Raw genomic sequence first — 17,031 nt, forward strand, 5'->3', positions numbered from 1 at the left:
ATGACCGTTGACACCGACAAGCAGACGCTGGGCTTCCAGACCGAGGTCAAGCAGCTGCTGCAGCTGATGATCCATTCGTTGTACTCGAACAAGGAAATCTTCCTGCGCGAGCTGGTTTCCAACGCTGCCGACGCCGCCGACAAGCTGCGCTTCGAAGCCTTGGTCAAGCCCGAGCTGCTGGAAGGCGGCAGCGAGCTGCGTATCCGCGTCGACTACGACAAGGACGCGCGCACCGTCACCATCGACGACAACGGCATCGGCATGAGCCGCGAGGATGCGGTCTCGCATCTGGGCACCATCGCCAAGTCCGGCACCGCCGACTTCCTCAAGCACCTGAGCGGCGACCAGAAGAAGGACGCCAACCTGATCGGTCAGTTCGGCGTCGGTTTCTACAGCGCCTTCATCGTCGCCGACCAGGTGGACGTGTACTCGCGCCGCGCCGGCCTGCCCGCCAACGAGGGCGTGCATTGGTCCTCGCGTGGCGAAGGCGAATTCGAAATCGCCAGCATCGACAAGCCCGAGCGCGGCACCCGCATCGTGCTGCAGCTGAAGGAAGGCGAAGACTCCTTCGCCGACGGCTGGACCCTGCGCAACATCCTCAAGAAGTACTCCGACCACATCGGCCTGCCGATCGAAATGCGCAAGGAGCATTACGGCGAAGACGCCGACAAGCCCGCCGAGCCGGAGTGGGAATCGGTCAACCGCGCCAGCGCGCTGTGGACGCGCCCCAAGTCCGAGATCAAGGACGAGGAGTATCAGGAGTTCTACAAGCACGTCGCGCACGACGCGGGCAACCCGCTGGCGTGGAGCCATAACAAGGTCGAAGGCAAGCTGGAGTACACCTCGCTGCTGTTCGTGCCCGGCCGTGCGCCGTTCGACCTGTATCACCGCGATTCGGCCAAGGGCCTGAAGCTGTACGTGCAGCGCGTCTTCATCATGGACCAGGCCGAGCAGTTCCTGCCGCTGTACCTGCGTTTCATCAAGGGCGTGGTGGATTCGTCGGACCTGTCGCTCAACGTTTCGCGCGAAATCCTGCAATCGGGCCCGGTGGTGGACTCGATGAAGTCCGCACTGACCAAGCGTTCGCTGGACATGCTGGAGAAGCTGGCCAAGGACAAGCCGGACGACTACGCCACGTTCTGGCGCAACTTCGGCCAGGCATTGAAGGAAGGCCCGGCCGAAGATTACGCAAACCGCGAGAAGATCGCCGGTCTGCTGCGCTTTTCTTCCACGCACGACACCACTGGCGCGCAGAGCGTGGGCCTGACCGATTATGTCGGTCGGTTGGCCGAAGGTCAGGACAAGCTGTACTACCTCACCGGCGAAAGCTATGCGCAGATCAAGGACAGCCCGCATCTGGAAGTGTTCCGCAAGAAGGGCATCGAAGTGCTGCTGCTCACCGACCGCATCGACGAATGGTTGATGAGCTATCTCACCGAATTCGACGGCAAGTCGTTTGTGGACGTGGCACGCGGCGACCTGGATCTGGGCAAGCTGGATTCGGAAGAAGACAAGAAGGCGCAGGAAGAAGTCGCCAAGTCCAAGGAAGGCCTGGCCTCGCGCATCAAGGCCGCCCTGGGCGACGACGTGGCCGAAGTCCGCGTCTCGCACCGCCTGACCGACTCCCCGGCGATCCTGGCCATCGGCCAGGGCGACCTGGGCCTGCAGATGCGCCAGCTGCTGGAAGCCAGCGGCCAGGCCGTGCCGGAAACCAAGCCGGTGTTCGAGTTCAACCCCGCCCACCCGCTGATCGAAAAGCTGGATGCGGAAGCCGACATGGACCGCTTCGGCGACCTGAGCCGGGTGCTGTTCGACCAGGCCGCATTGGCGGCGGGCGATAGCCTCAAGGATCCGGCCGGCTATGTGAAGCGCTTGAACAAGTTGTTGCTGGAGTTGTCGGCTTAAGGCTTACGACGCGTTTGCGACACACCAAGACCGGCGCATGCGCCGGTCTTTTTTATGTCTATGCTGGCTTATGGCAGACGCCTTACCTGCGTCACAGGTCACTTGCCGAGTTAAAATTCATCCCCAGAGCGTTGAACGCGCGCCAGCCACCACCGTGAGTGCAGCAGGCATGCCAACCCGTACTCGCGACATGGCCAGTCCACGAAACAATTGAATTGACCTGACTGCGACAATGCAACAAGGCAGAACTGCAATGATGAACCATCGTTTCCTACTTGCACTGCTCGCCGCTTCGGCGGCCTCGTTTCCGGCATGGAGTTCGGATACCGGCGACCCAATAACTTGGCAAGCATCGCGATCGGCTGAACTCAATGGAACACGCGACTTGCCGAAATTGACCGAAGCATTGATCGCCAGGTTCGATCCCGATGGCGAAACCGTCCCCCCAACCGTCGGAGAAGCGCAATTCATCGATCTTGATCACGACGGCACGTTGGAGCTTGTTGCGCTGGTCGACTACTCGGGACGACAGTTTTTCAGCACGATGATTGTCATCACGACCAGCGCTGCAAAGCCGGTCGTGGTGACCTACCGCAGCAACGGCGCCAACATGGATCGCCTGGGCGAGCGCATCGTTACAGAACCTGAAAACCCGAAGAGGTTGATTGTCGCAGACCGCTTCATCGCGGAATACAAAGGATCTACCGCAAGCGCCAGAGAACAGCGACTTCTGGAACTCAGATCGGCCACGCTGGAGGATGTCAGCGCGCACTATCCCAGCTACTACCTGACCAAGCGTCTACCCGCGCTGGAAAAACAGGCCCGCATGTCTGCTCCAGACGATAATGCGGACGGCGTCGGGCTTGGCTCGATCAATACCGACGAGAATAAGCGCGTGCTCAGCCAGGAGATAGAACGGGCTCGGGAACAGTCGCTAGGCAAGTGATGCATTGGTTCCACCCCGTGCCTGGATGTGTGGCGCTCCTATGGAATAGCCCAAGCTGCTGCGGCGTAGGTGCATCGATTGGCTCGTCCAATCGATTGGCTCGTCCACATGCCGCACCGCGTGCGTCGGGCCGCCGACGGGGGACGACTCACTCTCATCGTGAGCTTAGGCCGGCGCAATATTCAAGCCGATTCCAACACCCAACACCCGAATACCGGTCCAGCCGATTAGCCGGTCACCGGTTCGATGCGGATCCGCAGGGTGGCGCGGCCGGCTATCGCTGCGGGCAAGGCGTAATCAAAATCGACGAAGTCCAGGCCACGATTGCCGTCCAGGGGTTCGTTGGCGATCAGTGCGCGGCCGACGCGGAGGCGGTAGCTCAGTGCGTAGGAGCTGTCGCTGGTGAGGGCGTGCGCCTCTTCCGATGCATCCTCTGCTGATTCGCCCAGGGCGATGCGATCAGGTGCGCCTTTCCTCGACATCACACCAACACCTAAATGCTCTGCGATGAGGCCGGTCATTGGCTGGGCAGCCTTACGTAATGCAGACAATCAAACATCGAGCACTAATCTAGCAAATGATCCATCTGGCGCTTGTAGTTGTTGAGAAAATATTTGGTAACCATGTAGTGCTCCGTGTCTTCATAATCAACCTTCTCAAGTCCGTTATCGCCGATCTGGTAAATGCAAGCATCAGGGTACGCCATGAGAATTGGCGAATGAGTAGCGATCAAGAACTGTGATCGCGACTGTACCAACTGGTGCAGTCGCGACATCATCGCCAGCTGCCGTTGAGGCGAAAGTGCAGCTTCAGGCTCATCGAGTATGTAAAGGCCGCTTCCACCGAAACGGTTCATCATCAGCGCGAAGAAAGATTCGCCGTGAGATTGCTTATGAAGCGATACCCCACCATAAGAATCGATGATCGCCGCCCCATAAGGACCCTCATCCAGCCGCTCGATCTCGGTTGCAAGGTTGAAGAAACTTTCTGCACGTAAAAAGAATCCATCTTTGGCCCGCGCAACCCCTTTCACAAGCGTCAAATACTCATGCAGCTCCGAGTGCGAGGGACGGGTCTGGAAATTGAAGTTCTTCGTACCTCCTTCTGGATTGAATCCAAAGGCAACCGCAATGGCTTCTAGCAGCGTGGACTTGCCACTCCCGTTCTCACCAACGATGAAGGTTACCTTCGGATGCAGCTCTAAATTACCCAAATGACGGACTGCAGGAAGAGAAAAAGGATAGCGATCAAAGGCTTGGCCTTTCCTCTTGAGCTTGATTTCCAACAGAAAGTGTTCAGCATCGAGTGCGCGCATGGAGATCACCCTTTAGGCGGCGCGCGCTTACACGCGGCGGAAGCGATAAAGCGCAAAGCACGTATGTTAACGCAACAAATCGCGTACGGGGCGGTGCTGTATGCCTGCGAATTATCCATACGACACTACTCGTAATTTCTAATTCTGTCAGTATGGAAGGCAAAGCGTCGCTGCCTACCCAATGACGCTCACGCCGCGATGATAACTAGCCCATCTTCACCACTCACATCGTTTTTCGACGCGGGATTCGGCTTCGGCCCGGCCGGCAATCTTACCGCGTTGACGCCCGCTGGCAATTCCACGCCCGAGATCGGCCTGGGCTACGACACCCTGGGCCGCCTGACCGGCCTCAAGGACGGCAGCACCGGTACCCTGATCGACGGCTACAGCGACGACGCCACCGCCCCCCTCAGCGCCAAGGTCGGCACCGCCACGCAGGCCTACACCTATCCGGCCGACAGCCATCGCCTCAGTGCCGTGGCCGGCGTGGCCTGCAGTTACGATGCCACCGGCAACACCACCGCCATCGGCGGCACCGCGCGCCAGTACACCTACGACACCACCGGCCGCATGACCCAAGCCCGCCGCGCTGGCGCGGTGACCATGAACTACCGCTACAACGGCCGTGGTGAGCAGGTGCGCCGCTTCCTGGGCACCACCAATACCTACACGCTCTATGACGAAGCCGGTCATTGGCTAGGCGACTACGACGCCAGTGGCGCGCCCAAGCAGCAAGCAATCTGGCTGGACGACCTACCGGTCGGCCTGCTGGTAAGCGCAAACAAACTGCACTACATCGAAACCGACCACCTGGGCAGTCTGCGTGTAGTCATTGATCCAACCCGCGATGTGGCGGCGTGGACATGGAGCTTGAAGGGCGAAGCCTTCGGCAACACCGCGCCGAATCAGGATCCGGATGGCGATGGTGCAGCGTTGGTGCTGGATATGCGGTTCCCGGGGCAGCGGTTTGATGCGGCCAGTGGCTTAAATCAGAATTACTTCCGGGATTACGACCCTGCTACCGGGCGATACGTGCAGAGTGACCCAATCGGTCTTTTGGGCGGACTTAGCACTTTTTCATATGCTGGCAGTAGCTCCCTTGAAAAATTTGATGTGCTTGGTCTTATGGAGGGAAGTTTAACCAATTTACAGAAGCGTAACGCCATCTCGAGTTGGGCGATGCAAAATGTAGGATCAACTGCTTACGGATTCTACCAGTCTAGGTCTACGCAATATCCTGCAAATTCCTGGAAATGCTCGTCATTTGTCTGTGATGCGGCCTCGAATGCAGGAGCCCCAACAACTGTTACGATCAGAGATAAAAACGACCAACAGATAGATAGATGCGCTACCGCCGCCGAACTGGCAAAAGGATATATTCCAAATTGGAGGCAGCTAGGCAAGTACGAAGAACGCATGCCTGGAGACATTGCAGCAAATAGAAATGTGGGTCCAAATTCGACAGGCCATACTGCTATAGTAGTTCCAGGCGTGAATGGCGGCGTCACTACGATGGGGGCGCATGACATATACGTTGGACCTGCCGGGGTTGATCAGTTCCCCGAAGGCTCCACCGTCTTACGTTACATAGGAGACTAAAATGAGGCACTTAGCTGTTGTAGCTATCGGGGTCGCCGGGATTCTTCATACTTCATACGCTGCAGCTTCAACCTCTTGCGATGCTCGGGATTTAGTCATAGTGGAACTTGACCTAGTTAAAAATATTGAAGTAATGAAAGTGAATGAGCACCCTGTCAAGGGGCGAGATTCATTCGAAGTTTTTTTTAAGAATTGCGCTCGCAAAACTGTGATTCTAGCAAGTCCACGAGCAAAACTTTCGCAGATACTTGATATCCAGGTATTTCTGGGAAAAATTGGAGCGCGTCCAAAAAATGATAATTTTTTTATATTCTCCGCCAGCCCTGAATCTGGTGCGATGACCTACATGGGGACGTTCGCAACAATGAAATACACCAGAAAGCACGACGAGCTTATAAAGCTAATTGAAAGTCCGCCGGAAGAAAGTAATTGGTTCTAAAAGTTTACCAGGAGAAAGATAAAGGAGAAGGCTGTGGGGAATATCTCATGCGGCCACAATGCCCTGGGCAAGCTGACTACGTGGACCATCCGACAACCAGCATCTACACCTAACAATTCAGCCAGACCACCTGCGCCAGCGGCGAGACCTACCCCATCTACCGCCTGGCCCAATGCAGGACGGCAGCAGCAGCATCGACTACTGCTACGACGCTTCTTCGATCTGATGCGCAAGGTGCAGACCACCAACGGCAAGGCGTTTTTGTGCTGCGCTACGCCTACACCAAAGCCGGCCAACCTATCCCGATGGTGCAGCGGTGGACTATGTTCGCAATGCCCAAGGTGAGACCGCAGAAGTGGGCGTCACCACCGCCGGCGGCACGCGGCAGGTTTTTCTGGGCTCGGCCCTGTGGCCGCCTACACCTATGGCAATGGCCGCACACTCGCCCGCCTCTATCATCTGGATTACCGCTCGCAGCCCATCCAGGACACCCGACCAGGCGGGCTGGAGATCGGCTTTGGCTTTGAGCCGGCCGGCAATCTCACCGCGCTGACGCCAACACCCAACACCCGAACGCCGGCCCTGCCGAGTAGCCGGTCTCCGGTTCGATGCGGATCTGCAGGGTGGCGCGGCCGGCCACTGCTGCGGGCAAGGCGTAATCCACATCGACGAAGTCCAGGCCGCGGTTGCCGTCGAGGCGTTCGTTGGCGATGAGTTCGCCGTCGGCGAGGATGCGGAAGCGGCGGCGGGTTTCGTCGCCCCAGTAGCGTAGGCGCAGAATGCGGGCCTTCGCGGTGTTGCGCAGGGTGAAGGCAATGAAACCACCGGTGCGGGCGTCGCGGCCGGCGCGGCGGCGGTAGCTCAGTGCATAGGAGCTGTCGCTGGTGAGGGCGTGCGCCTTTTCCGATGCTTCCTCGCCCAGGGCGATGCGATCCAGGGCACGCGCGTCGAGTGCGCGTTGCGCCGCATCCGCCGCCGCCAGCTCGGCCTGGCGTTGTTGCCAGGCGGAGGCGTCGCGGTGCTCCAGGTAGACGGCGCTGCGGCGATCGAACTGGGCATAGAACGGGGAAAACAGCCATTGCTGGGCGCCATCGCCATCGCCATCTGCATAGGCGTAGTGGCCGTGGGCCGGCAGCGGCCGCAGGCGTTGCAGGACGTCATCGCCACCGATCAGCGCCGGGGTCTTGTTGCTCCACGGCGTTGCGGCATCGCCGAGGTCGGCCGCCAGCACCAGCGGGCCGCGCATGATCGCGACCCATGCCGGATCATCGGGTGTGGGTTCCAGGCGCAGCGGCATCTCCAGCTGCAGGGACACGGTGTCGCCAGCGGCCCATACCCGTTCGATGCGCAAATACCCATCCATCGGTTGCAGGTTCTGCAGCTGACCATTGACCTGCAAGGTGAACGCGCCGGCCCAGCCAGGCACGCGCAGCGCAAGGGTACGCGCCGTTGCTGGCGCTGCGGCGATCTGCAGTGTGACCTGGCCCTGTTCGGGCAGCGTGCTGCGCAGGCTGAGCGCAAACCCGGCTGCATCGCGCACCGTGGACGGCACATACAGATTGACGTAGACGCCCTGCCCGTCTTCCCAGTAGATGGAGTCGCCGAACTGCGCATGCGCCTCCATGCCGCTGCCGACGCAGCACCAGAAATCGTCGAACGGTGTGGACCAGCCGCGCGCTTCGCCGGCCAGCAGCGGTGTCATGTAGGTGAACATGCCGGTGCGCGGATGCTGCTGCGCCATCACGTGGTTGAGCAGCGTGCGCTCGTAATAGTCGAAATATGCAGCCTGCGGGCCCCATTGATACAGATGCCGGGTGAGCTTGAGCATGTTGTAGCTGGCGCAGTGCTCGCAGGTCTGCTCGGTGAGAAACTTTGAAATGCTGTCCGGCTGCTGGAAGTACTCGCGGTCGCCGTTGCCGCCGATCACGTAGGTGTGGTGGTCGGTGACGGTGTGCCAGAAGAAGCGCGCGGCCGCACCGGATGCGGCATCGCCGGTGACTTCGTACTCGCGCGCCAGGCCGATCAGTTTGGGAATATTGGTATTGGAATGCTGGTGCACCAGTTCGTCGCGCTGGGCGATCAGCGGGTCGAGCACGGCGTGATGATGCAGGCGCTGCGCCAGTGCCAACCACTGCGCATCGCCGGTTTGCACATGCAACTCGACGAACGACTCGTTGAGGCCACCGAATTCGCAGGACAGCACCTTCTGCAGCTGCGCATCGTCCAACGCCGCAAAAATGCCTTGCAGATAACCGGCTAGCCCCACTGCCACCTGCAGCGCCTGCGCATTGTCGCAATGCGCATGCACGTCCAGCAGGCCGGCAAACAGCTTGTGCCAGGTGTACAGCGGCGCCCAGCTGCCATTGAGATAGAACGGTGCGGGGTCGATCTTGCCGCGCTTGAGTTCATCGAAGACCGCACGCCCGCTTTCGATCTTGCCTGCGGCGTTCTTGCGGGTGAAGCCGGCCACATAGCCATCGCCTGCATGCGCCTGGCAACGCGCCAGCTCGCTCACCAGATACGCGGCACGCGTGGCGCATTGCGCATCGCCGGTTTGCGCATGCATCAAGGCCAACGCACTGAGATAGTGGCCCAGCGTATGGCCTGCGATGGTGTCCGCTTCCCAACCGCCATAGGCAGGCGCCTTGGGGTCGAGACCGGCGTACAGCACGAAGTTGTGCAATAGCCGGTCCGGCTGCAGCCGCATCAGGTAGCGGCGATTGGTGTCGAGCGCATCCAGGAACAGCGACGGCGTCAGGCGCACCTGGGCCAGCGGCACCGCGCGCATGCGGCCAGGCTGGGCGGCGCTGGCATCGGCGGGGAAGCGCAGGAAGCCCGCGGCCACTGCCAGGCTGCTCCAGGCCAGAAAGCGCCGCCGCGACAGGGACAAGGTGTGATCGGTGACGCGCTCGGTGCGGGATGGCTCTGTCATGGGCTCAGCTTAGCTCCTGCGCTGCTTGCGGACTGCGCGCGCGGTTACAGCACAGGCCGACACTCGCGCTGCAAAGCAGTGGGTGACGTGGTCTGCTGCCGCCCGGCCGGATCGGAGAGCAGCAGTGCGATCGGACGGCGGCGGCGCCATGGCCGCACTCAAAACTTCACCGTTGCACGCGCCCAGTAGAACCGACCGAGCAGATCGTAGGTGGCCACATCGGTATTCGCATTGCCCACGTTGTTGGAGTAATACAACGGCGGCTGCTTGTTGGCGATATTGTCCACGCCCACCTCGAAGCGCGTATGCCAGGGCTCCACGTTGTAGCCGAGCTGCAGGTTGTTGTAGACGTACGCACCGATGTTGCGCACCACTGTCGGCGTGCTGGAATCGGCCGACAGGCTCTGGTCCGGATCCGAGTTGCCGATGGCGGTGTGGCCGACATAGCGGATGCGCCAGGTGGCGCTCCAGTCGTCCAACGCCCAACTCACCGTCCCCAGCGCGCGCCAGCGCGGGAAGTTGCCGTACGCCTGGGTGTAGCGGCCGACATTGTGGATGGTGACCGAGCTGGGGTCGGTGGTGTCGGGCAGCACGTCGTAGCGGGTGAGATAGGTGCCGTTGAGGCCGGCGGTGATGTTGCCCCATGGCGTGGACGGCAACCGGTAGGTCAGATTGAAGTCCATGCCCTTGGCCCACAGCTTGCCCAGGTTGACGGTGGGCTCGGCGATGTAATTGATGGTGCCGTTACCGTTGCGATGGATCAACGCGCAGAACGCGCTTGCCGAGTTGGCGTAGCACTGGTTGAGCACCGTTTGCGCGGAGACGGTGGTGATGGTGTCTTCCAGATCGATGCGCCACCAGTCGGCGCTGATCGACAGGCCGTCGATCCACTGCGGGTCATAGACCAGGCCAACGTCGTAGGACTTGCCGGTTTCCGGCTTGAGCTGGTAGCCGGCCACTGCCGCGCCGGACACCTTGCCCGACACCTGCCCGTCCGATTGCTGGTAGCTGCCGTCGGTGGGCACATTGGCGCAGGCGACGTTGTTGCCGCCGGTGTAGCCGTTGCAGGGGTCGTTGACGGTGGCTGCATCGCCTGCGACGCCGGCATACAGTTCATTGATGTTGGGCGCGCGGAACACCTGCGAGACGGTGCCGCGCACCAGCAGGTTTTCGATCGGCCGATACTCCAGCGACACCTTGCTGTTGGTCTTGCTGCCCACCGAGCTGTAATCGGAAAAACGCGTCCCCAGGGTGATATTGAGCGCGTTGATGCCAGGCAGCTCCTTGAGCAGCGGGAACAACGCTTCGGCGTACGCTTCCTTGACGTCGAAGCTGCCGCTCAGTGTGGACGAACAGTACTCGATCACCCCGCACAGTCCGTTCTCGTCGCCGGTCCACAGCGCATCCGACGCCGTCGTCGAGCGCTCCTTGCGATACGAAAGCCCGGCCGCCAGGCTCGCCGAGCCAGCCGGCAGTTCGAACAACGTGCCGTTGGCGTTGGCTTCGAACTGCTTGACCGTATACACGCTGGTCACGATCGGGTTGACCACCATGCCCTGCAACGTGGCCAGGTTTGAGCTGTCGTTGAGGTTGAAGAAGTTCAGCGGTGTGCACCCTGCAATCGCCGCGCCCGCGCTACCGCACTTGACCACGCCATCGCTGTCCAGAAACGACGGCCCGATGGCCTGGTTGAACGCGGCATAGTCCAGGAAGCCGTTGTTGATCGACTTCTGCTTGACCTTGCCGTAGTTGAAGTTCGCATCCCACTGCCAGGAACTGTCGCCGAAGCGGCCACGCAGGCCGGGGCTGATCTGGAAGTTGTAGGTGTTGTATTGATAACTGCGGTTGCCGAGCACCGTGGCGCGCGTGTTGAGGTCGTTGTACGAGGTACCCGTGATGCGATCGGTGCCGAAGTTGACCCCGAACGGGTTGTAGTAACTCTGCGACGACACCAGGATGTTGTCGCCGTTGGAGAAGATCGGGATCGGCGCGATGATCGAGGCCGACTCGGTTTTACTGAACCAGGTATTGAGGTAACCCTCGACGCTGTCGCTGAAGCGGAACGTGCTCAGCAGGAAGGCATTGGTGCGCTTTTGCGGGGTCTGCAGCAGGTTGAACGGCTGGTAGTTGTAGGAGTCGGCGCTGGCGTTGTAACAGTGGAAATCGCCAGGGCCCGCGCGGCCGCTGACGCCGCCATTGAGCGTGACGCGCGCGCAGCCGTTGGCCTGCCGGAGCTGATTGGATTGATCCGAGCCATCGTTGAAGTTGACCGTGCCGGTCGGGGTGGCAGACGAGCCCTGCTTCACCGGCACGCCATCGGTCAGCGCCAGCGCATCCTTCGAATAGTCGCGCGCACCGGCCGAGACCGGGTCGATGTTGTGATACGACAGCCCACCGATCAGGCTGCCGCGCTCCCAGGTCTTGCCGGCGGTGAGGGCGAAGTTGCGGCGATTGCCGTCGCGCTCGCTGCTGGTACCGAAGTCGCTGCTGAACTGCACGCCATCGAAATGCGTGCGCAGGATGAAGTTGACCACGCCACCGATGGCATCGGAGCCGTACACCGCCGAGGCGCCATCGCTGAGCACCTCGATGCGCTCGATCATGCTGGACGGAATGGCGTTGACGTCGTTGTAGGCCAGGCGGATGCCGTTGACCAGCACCAGGGTGCGCTTTTCGCCCAGGCCGCGCAGCGAAATCGCCGAGGCCCCGGTGCCGCCGCCGTTGTTGGTGTAGGGATTGGTGGCGTTGCCGGCGATCGATGGCAGTTCCTGCAACAGATCGCCCACCGTCGCCTTGCCGGTCGCCGCGATCTGTTCCTGGCTGACCGTGACCACCGGATTGGCGGTTTCGGTATCCACGCGGCGCAGGCGCGAGCCGGTGACCACGACGCTGTCGAGCGTCTGCGTTGCATCGCCGTTGCCGGCTTGCTGCGCCAGCGCGGGAACCACCGTGCCTGCGCAAAGCGCCACGACCAGCGCGGTGGCAAGCGTGCTGCGCAGCGGGCGCGGCCCCGTGACGGGACGGCGATGGATGGGCAGCGACAACATCGACATGCAGGACTCCTGATTCGAAAAAAGCGGGTAGCCGACGGGCAACACACGCCCGTACCGGCATGCACCAGTGCGGGAAACATCGAAGGCGGAAACAGCCACGGCGAGATGCTTCGCCATGACGACAACGCAGACGCAGACACCCGGCGACGCACGCGATCGGCATCGATCGCGTCACCACGCGTCGTCAGATGGAGGTTGGTTCGTTAATGGAGTCGCCCATGCGCTCCAGTTTCATCAGCTGGTCACAATGTGCCTGTGCGCACGCGCCGCGTCTTGTCGCATTTGGCGACAGTGCATGCGGAAAACAGCATGGTTGGCATGCGCACTGGCGTGCGCGGACACATCGCTGCAGCAAGACTGCATGCAGATGCCGCCTGCCGCCAGACCGCCAGCGACCGCAAAAACCCTGTCCGCGCCAGACAAGCATAGGGTGCTCATAGCGGCATATCGCGCGTACGCGGCAGTGTCGCAGCGACACCTGCACTCACCCCACAGGTGTTGGCACCGTTGCGTTGGCCATCCTCTGCCCCGGCGGCAGATCCAGACGCCGGGCCTACCGTCGGGTACGCTCACTGCTGAATATCAGCGCCTTATCTGCACGGTGTGTCATCGGTGCGATGGCCGTTGGTATTCCAGTTCTGATCCAGCCCATCGGTTCCTGCATAGGCGTAGCAGGTGGTGGCCAGACCCGCTAGCGGCGTGGCCCCGGTGATGCTGACTTCGTACGGAAACTGCAACGGCCTCTTGCCTGCCAGCTGGTCGACGGCGGTCGGCACAACGCTATAGCGATACGGCGTGGCGGTCACGACCAGATAGGTCTGCGTGCTGCCGGCAGGCAGCGTCAAGGTCACCGCGCTCTTCGCCGTGCCGTCCACTGCGCCCAGCGGTGCGTACGTGGGATGCGACTGCGCATCCAGACTGACCAGCGTGAAGCGCCACGCAGCCTGGTCAGCCACGGTCTTTCCCTGCAGGCTCACGCTGATCGCCTTTGCTCCAGTCTGCGGGGTCAGCGGAATGACGTGGGTGCCATAGATGTTCAATGGCCGCTCCGGTGAGGAGGCATAGCGGCCGCGCGTGGCCAATGCCTTCAACGGTACATAACGCTTGGCGGCAGCACGATCCTTGCTGATGTCGAGCAAGGCCTTCTGGCTGACGAAGTCGAATGCGGCAAGCCGAGCGCCATAGCGCCCGATGGAATCTGCAAACGAACGAAAACCCTGCGGAAACACGCCCTGTTGCTGGCCGAGGCGAACCACTGTCTGAATCGGCAGCTCCAGGGTATCGCCAGCGGCATTGCGCTGATTTTTCAGCCACATCTCCCAGACCAGCGAGCGGGTTGCGTCGGTTTCGGCCAGAAACATCAACAATGGATGCGCACCATAGCGGCTCTCCGGAAAGAGCGGTCCGTTCTCCAGGTTCGACTGGTAGTACGCCACTGCAGAATCGTCCATCCGCGCGGTCTGAAACGCGCTCCAGTTGGCATGGGTTTCCCAGAACCAGCCGGCGGCCTGCAAATTGCGGTAGCCGCCACTGTAGTACTGCAAGGTGTGCATGAACTCATGCGCGACCGAGTGCGAGCCGTACCCAAGCGCCCAGGACGAGATACCGATCGCCTGCCCTCCACTGGCACCGCATTCGGTGAGATCGCCGCCCTGCACATACGGCAGCCCGGTGCCGCACAGGTAGACATTGATGCGCTTGGGCGCCGTCGCTGCGGCATAGGGCATCGGTGCGCCGAGCAGGTCGGCATTCATCTGCCAGACCTTTTCGAACCAGGCGGCGCTGTGGGTAACGAAGGTTGTCCACGCGACGCCGCGCGTGGCCACATCGCGATAACTCTCCGCGGCCGTATTCACTCCGTACCAGAATGCGAAGTGCTGCGTTTCGTATTTCTTCGCGGATCCAGTCGCCAGCATCGCGGCGGTAATGGTGTCCGGTTCGGCCTTGGTCAGATACGTGCGTCGATCCACCCGCGCCGGATGCGCCTTGGCGACGGTGGCGACGTATTGCCGGTCGGACGCGGCGAACGAAAGCAGTTGATACCGCCGTCGGCAACCATCGGGGTACTCGAGCACCACCGATCGCACCGACACCGCCGAATCCTCGCCGAACGCAGTGATCAATCTGGCCTGAAACGGCGCCCCGTCGGCAGCGCCGACCGCATTCAATGCCGCCGAACTGCGGACCGGCGTCCAGGTACGCAATGGCTGGGCGGCCCCCCAGGGAGCGTCGTTGGACAGCGACTGGCACCCCACAGCCTCCGCGGCTGCGGCAATGCCGGGGAGTGCCGCCGATAAGACGGTTGCAAGAATCGCTCTGACGATGCCGCGTGTTCGATGCTGCATGAGGTTCTCCAACGGGACGCGCCGGAATGGCGGCCTTTGAAATGAAGCTGCGCTCGCTGCCTGCACCGGCCCCGCTGACCGTGACACGCGCGTGCGATCACGCTGGCGGCTGTGTGACCGATAGGGTGGACGATGTGCGATTCCACTCCGGCGTCGGTGCCTGCTGCATCCAGCGCATGAAGAAATCCAGCAGGCGCCGGCGGCCATACTCGCCACCGGCGCCATGGTCGCCACCGGGCACCACCAGCAGGTCGAACTCCTTGCCGGCCTTGATCAGGCGATCGGCCACCTGGAAGGTGCTGGCGGGATCGACATTCATGTCCATGTCGCCGGTGACCAGCAGCAAATGCCCTTGCAGGCGCGCGGCGTTTTCCACGTTGGACGATTCGGCATACCACGGCCCCACCGGCCAGCCCATCCATTGTTCGTTCCACCAGATCTTGTCCATGCGGTTGTCGTGACAGCCGGAGTTGGCCACGCCCGCCACATAGAACTCAGGATGGAACAGCAACGCGCCCAAGGCATTCTGGCCGCCAGCCGAGGTGCCGTAGATGCCGACGCCGCCATTGATGGCGTACCACGGATACTGCGCGGCAGCGGCCTTGTGCCAGGCGATGCGATCCGGCAGGCCGGCATCCTTGAGGTTGCGCCAGGCCACGTCGTGGAAAGCGCGCGCGCGATTGTTGGTCCCCATGCCATCGATCTGCGCCACCGCAAAGCCCAGCGCGGTCAGCGAAGGCACCGCCGTGGTGAAACCCTTCGGCACGAAGGAGCCTTGCGGGCCGGCATAGATGTCTTCGACCACGCGGTAGCGCTGCTGCGGATCCAGCTGCTGCGGGCGATGGATCACCCCCCAGATCTCGGTCTTGCCATCGCGCCCGGTGGTATGGAACGGCAACGGCGCCTGCCAACCGGCCGCCAGCAGGCGGCTCAGATCGGTGCGCTCGATGGTGCGCGCCACGCTGCCGTCGACGTTGCGCCGCAGCTGGAGCACCGGCCCCAGATCCACGCGCGAGTACAGATCCAGCAACCACGTTCCGTCTGGCGAGTACTGCACGGCATGGTCGGCCTGCTGCGGCGTCAACGCCGTGAGACCGCTACCGTCCAGGCCAATGCGATAGGCGTGGCGATAATACGGATCTTCGCCGGGCTGCATGCCGGAGGCACTGAAGTACAGCTGCCCGGCTGGCTCGTCGATGCGATCGAGCTTGCGCACCACCCACTCGCCACGCGTGACCTGGCGGACCACCGCGCCGGTGCGGCCGTCGTACAGATACAGATGCTCCCAGCCATCGCGCTCGGAGGCCCATACGATCTGCGTGCCATCGGCCAGATCGCGCCGCGCATGCTTGCCGCCGTCCTCGTGCTCGCCGCTGAGCTCGGAGTATTCGATGAAGGTCGGCGAGGTTTCTTCGATCAGCGTGCGCGCGGCGGCGCTGCGTGCATCCACCTCGATGACGCGGTACAGCTGATGCCCGCGTGCGTTGTACTCGAAGGTGAGACCGCGGCTGTCCTTCCACCACACCATCTCACTCAGGCTGAAGGCATCGGGCAGCAGCGTCATCACCACCGGATGCGCCGCGCGCGTGGCGATGTCGAACAGTACCGGCTGCATCACCGGCAACATATCGCCGGGCTTGGGATAGACCTGCTGGTGCAACTTGGGCTGCACCTGATCGGCCGGTGCCGATTCGATGTAGTAGACCATGCGCGGCGGTGGCGCCTTGACCCGATAGACGGCCAGATGCTGCGAATCCGGCGACCACACCAGGCTGTCCAGCGCGTAGTAGTACTGCGCACTGCCATCGCGACTGAGCACGCTGCGCTCGCCGCCGCTCGCCGGCGCGATCACCACGTTGGCTTGCTCCACCCAGGCACGCCAGCGCCCATCCGGCGATAGCTTGGCATCGCGCTCGCCCTGTTTGAGCGGAAGCCGCATATCCATCGACTCCGGCGGCGCATCGCGGTCGTGCAGATGCACGCAGGAATAACGCGACAACGTGCACTGCCAGCCGACGCCGGCGAGCTGGAACGCCAGACGGTCCTGCTGCAGGGTTGGTGCCTGCAGCGCCAGCGCTGCCGCATCCACCTTCTGCGCGCCGGCCTGGGTCAGTGCCGCCGCCAGGCGTGCATGGTCGAAGGCCAGCGTATTGCGGCCGCTGGCGGCCTCCACCATGCGGTACTCGATGGCCGGCGGCCGACCGCTGCGCGCAACCCCGCGCCTATAGAGGAAGCGCCCGGCATCGACCCAGGTCGGCGCACTGGGCGCATGCTCGACCAGCGCGGCGTAGTGCTGCGACAGGCCGAGCGCACGCGTGTAGTCCGCGGCAGTGGGAGCCGCTGCGGCTGAGGAGGTGGGACTGGCCGTCGACGTCGCTGCGGCAGCGGGCATCGCTGCGGATGCAGGCGCGGATGTTGCAGCCGCCGGCATGACCGATGCGGCAGCCAACGCCAACTGCAACGGCCAGCGCACGACGACAAGCCGCAACAGCGCGCG

8 protein-coding genes and 3 pseudogenes are annotated in these 17,031 nt (G+C 62.1%); 5 read left to right on the forward strand and 6 right to left on the reverse strand.

The genetic code is table 11. The annotated features are described in order from the left end of the window. Both htpG and FHY18_RS02565 read left to right on the forward strand, forming a co-directional pair. Nucleotides 1-1,905, forward strand: a complete 1,905-nt coding sequence (gene htpG, locus FHY18_RS02560; protein WP_259150805.1) for a molecular chaperone HtpG — start codon at nt 1-3, stop codon at nt 1,903-1,905. A 253-nt stretch (nt 1,906-2,158) separates the two neighbouring features. Then, nucleotides 2,159-2,851, forward strand: coding sequence for a hypothetical protein (locus FHY18_RS02565; RefSeq protein ID WP_259150807.1), 693 nt, complete (start codon nt 2,159-2,161; stop codon nt 2,849-2,851). A gap of 227 nt (nt 2,852-3,078) precedes the next feature. Here FHY18_RS02565 and FHY18_RS02570 read toward each other — a convergent pair. Both FHY18_RS02570 and FHY18_RS02575 read right to left on the reverse strand, forming a co-directional pair. Next, nucleotides 3,079-3,324, reverse strand: a pseudogene (locus tag FHY18_RS02570) (hypothetical protein); the annotation flags it as partial. 92 nt (nt 3,325-3,416) lie between these two features. Continuing rightward, complete coding sequence (locus tag FHY18_RS02575; protein ID WP_259150809.1) at nt 3,417-4,166, reverse strand: AAA family ATPase; 750 nt, start codon at nt 4,164-4,166, stop codon at nt 3,417-3,419. Between the two features lie 243 nt (nt 4,167-4,409). On the opposite strand from FHY18_RS02575, the pseudogene FHY18_RS02580 reads away from it, so the two are divergent. From FHY18_RS02580 to FHY18_RS02590, 3 genes and pseudogenes are all read left to right on the forward strand, one after another. Continuing rightward, nucleotides 4,410-5,261: pseudogene (locus tag FHY18_RS02580) on the forward strand (RHS repeat-associated core domain-containing protein); the annotation flags it as partial. Between the two features lie 505 nt (nt 5,262-5,766). Further along, on the forward strand, nt 5,767-6,204 hold the full coding sequence (locus FHY18_RS02585; protein WP_259150810.1) for a hypothetical protein: 438 nt from the start codon (nt 5,767-5,769) through the stop codon (nt 6,202-6,204). Between the two features lie 54 nt (nt 6,205-6,258). Then, a pseudogene (locus FHY18_RS02590) lies at nt 6,259-6,762 on the forward strand (RHS repeat protein); the annotation flags it as partial. On the opposite strand, the gene FHY18_RS02595 reads toward FHY18_RS02590, so the two are convergent. The 4 genes from FHY18_RS02595 to FHY18_RS02610 all read right to left on the reverse strand — a co-directional run bounded on the left by FHY18_RS02595 (nt 6,746) and on the right by FHY18_RS02610 (nt 16,926). After that, the gene (locus FHY18_RS02595; protein ID WP_259150811.1) at nt 6,746-9,136 is read right to left on the reverse strand and encodes a glycoside hydrolase family 127 protein; all 2,391 of its coding nucleotides are present in this window, start codon (nt 9,134-9,136) and stop codon (nt 6,746-6,748) included. The pseudogene FHY18_RS02590 and the gene FHY18_RS02595 overlap by 17 nt on opposite strands. Nucleotides 9,137-9,294: 158 nt before the next feature. After that, nucleotides 9,295-12,189 carry a TonB-dependent receptor gene (locus tag FHY18_RS02600; RefSeq protein ID WP_259150812.1) on the reverse strand — a complete coding sequence of 965 codons (2,895 nt, stop codon included), beginning with the start codon at nt 12,187-12,189 and terminating at the stop codon, nt 9,295-9,297. Nucleotides 12,190-12,779: 590 nt separating this feature from the next. Then, nucleotides 12,780-14,534 carry a DUF6055 domain-containing protein gene (locus FHY18_RS02605; protein WP_259150814.1) on the reverse strand — a complete coding sequence of 585 codons (1,755 nt, stop codon included), beginning with the start codon at nt 14,532-14,534 and terminating at the stop codon, nt 12,780-12,782. Between the two features lie 97 nt (nt 14,535-14,631). Then, the gene (locus FHY18_RS02610) at nt 14,632-16,926 is read right to left on the reverse strand and encodes a S9 family peptidase (protein WP_259150815.1); all 2,295 of its coding nucleotides are present in this window, start codon (nt 16,924-16,926) and stop codon (nt 14,632-14,634) included. Nucleotides 16,927-17,031 lie beyond the last annotated feature (105 nt).

This window comes from Xanthomonas sp. 3793 (assembly GCF_024806835.1).
GTDB lineage: Bacteria > Pseudomonadota > Gammaproteobacteria > Xanthomonadales > Xanthomonadaceae > Xanthomonas > Xanthomonas arboricola_F.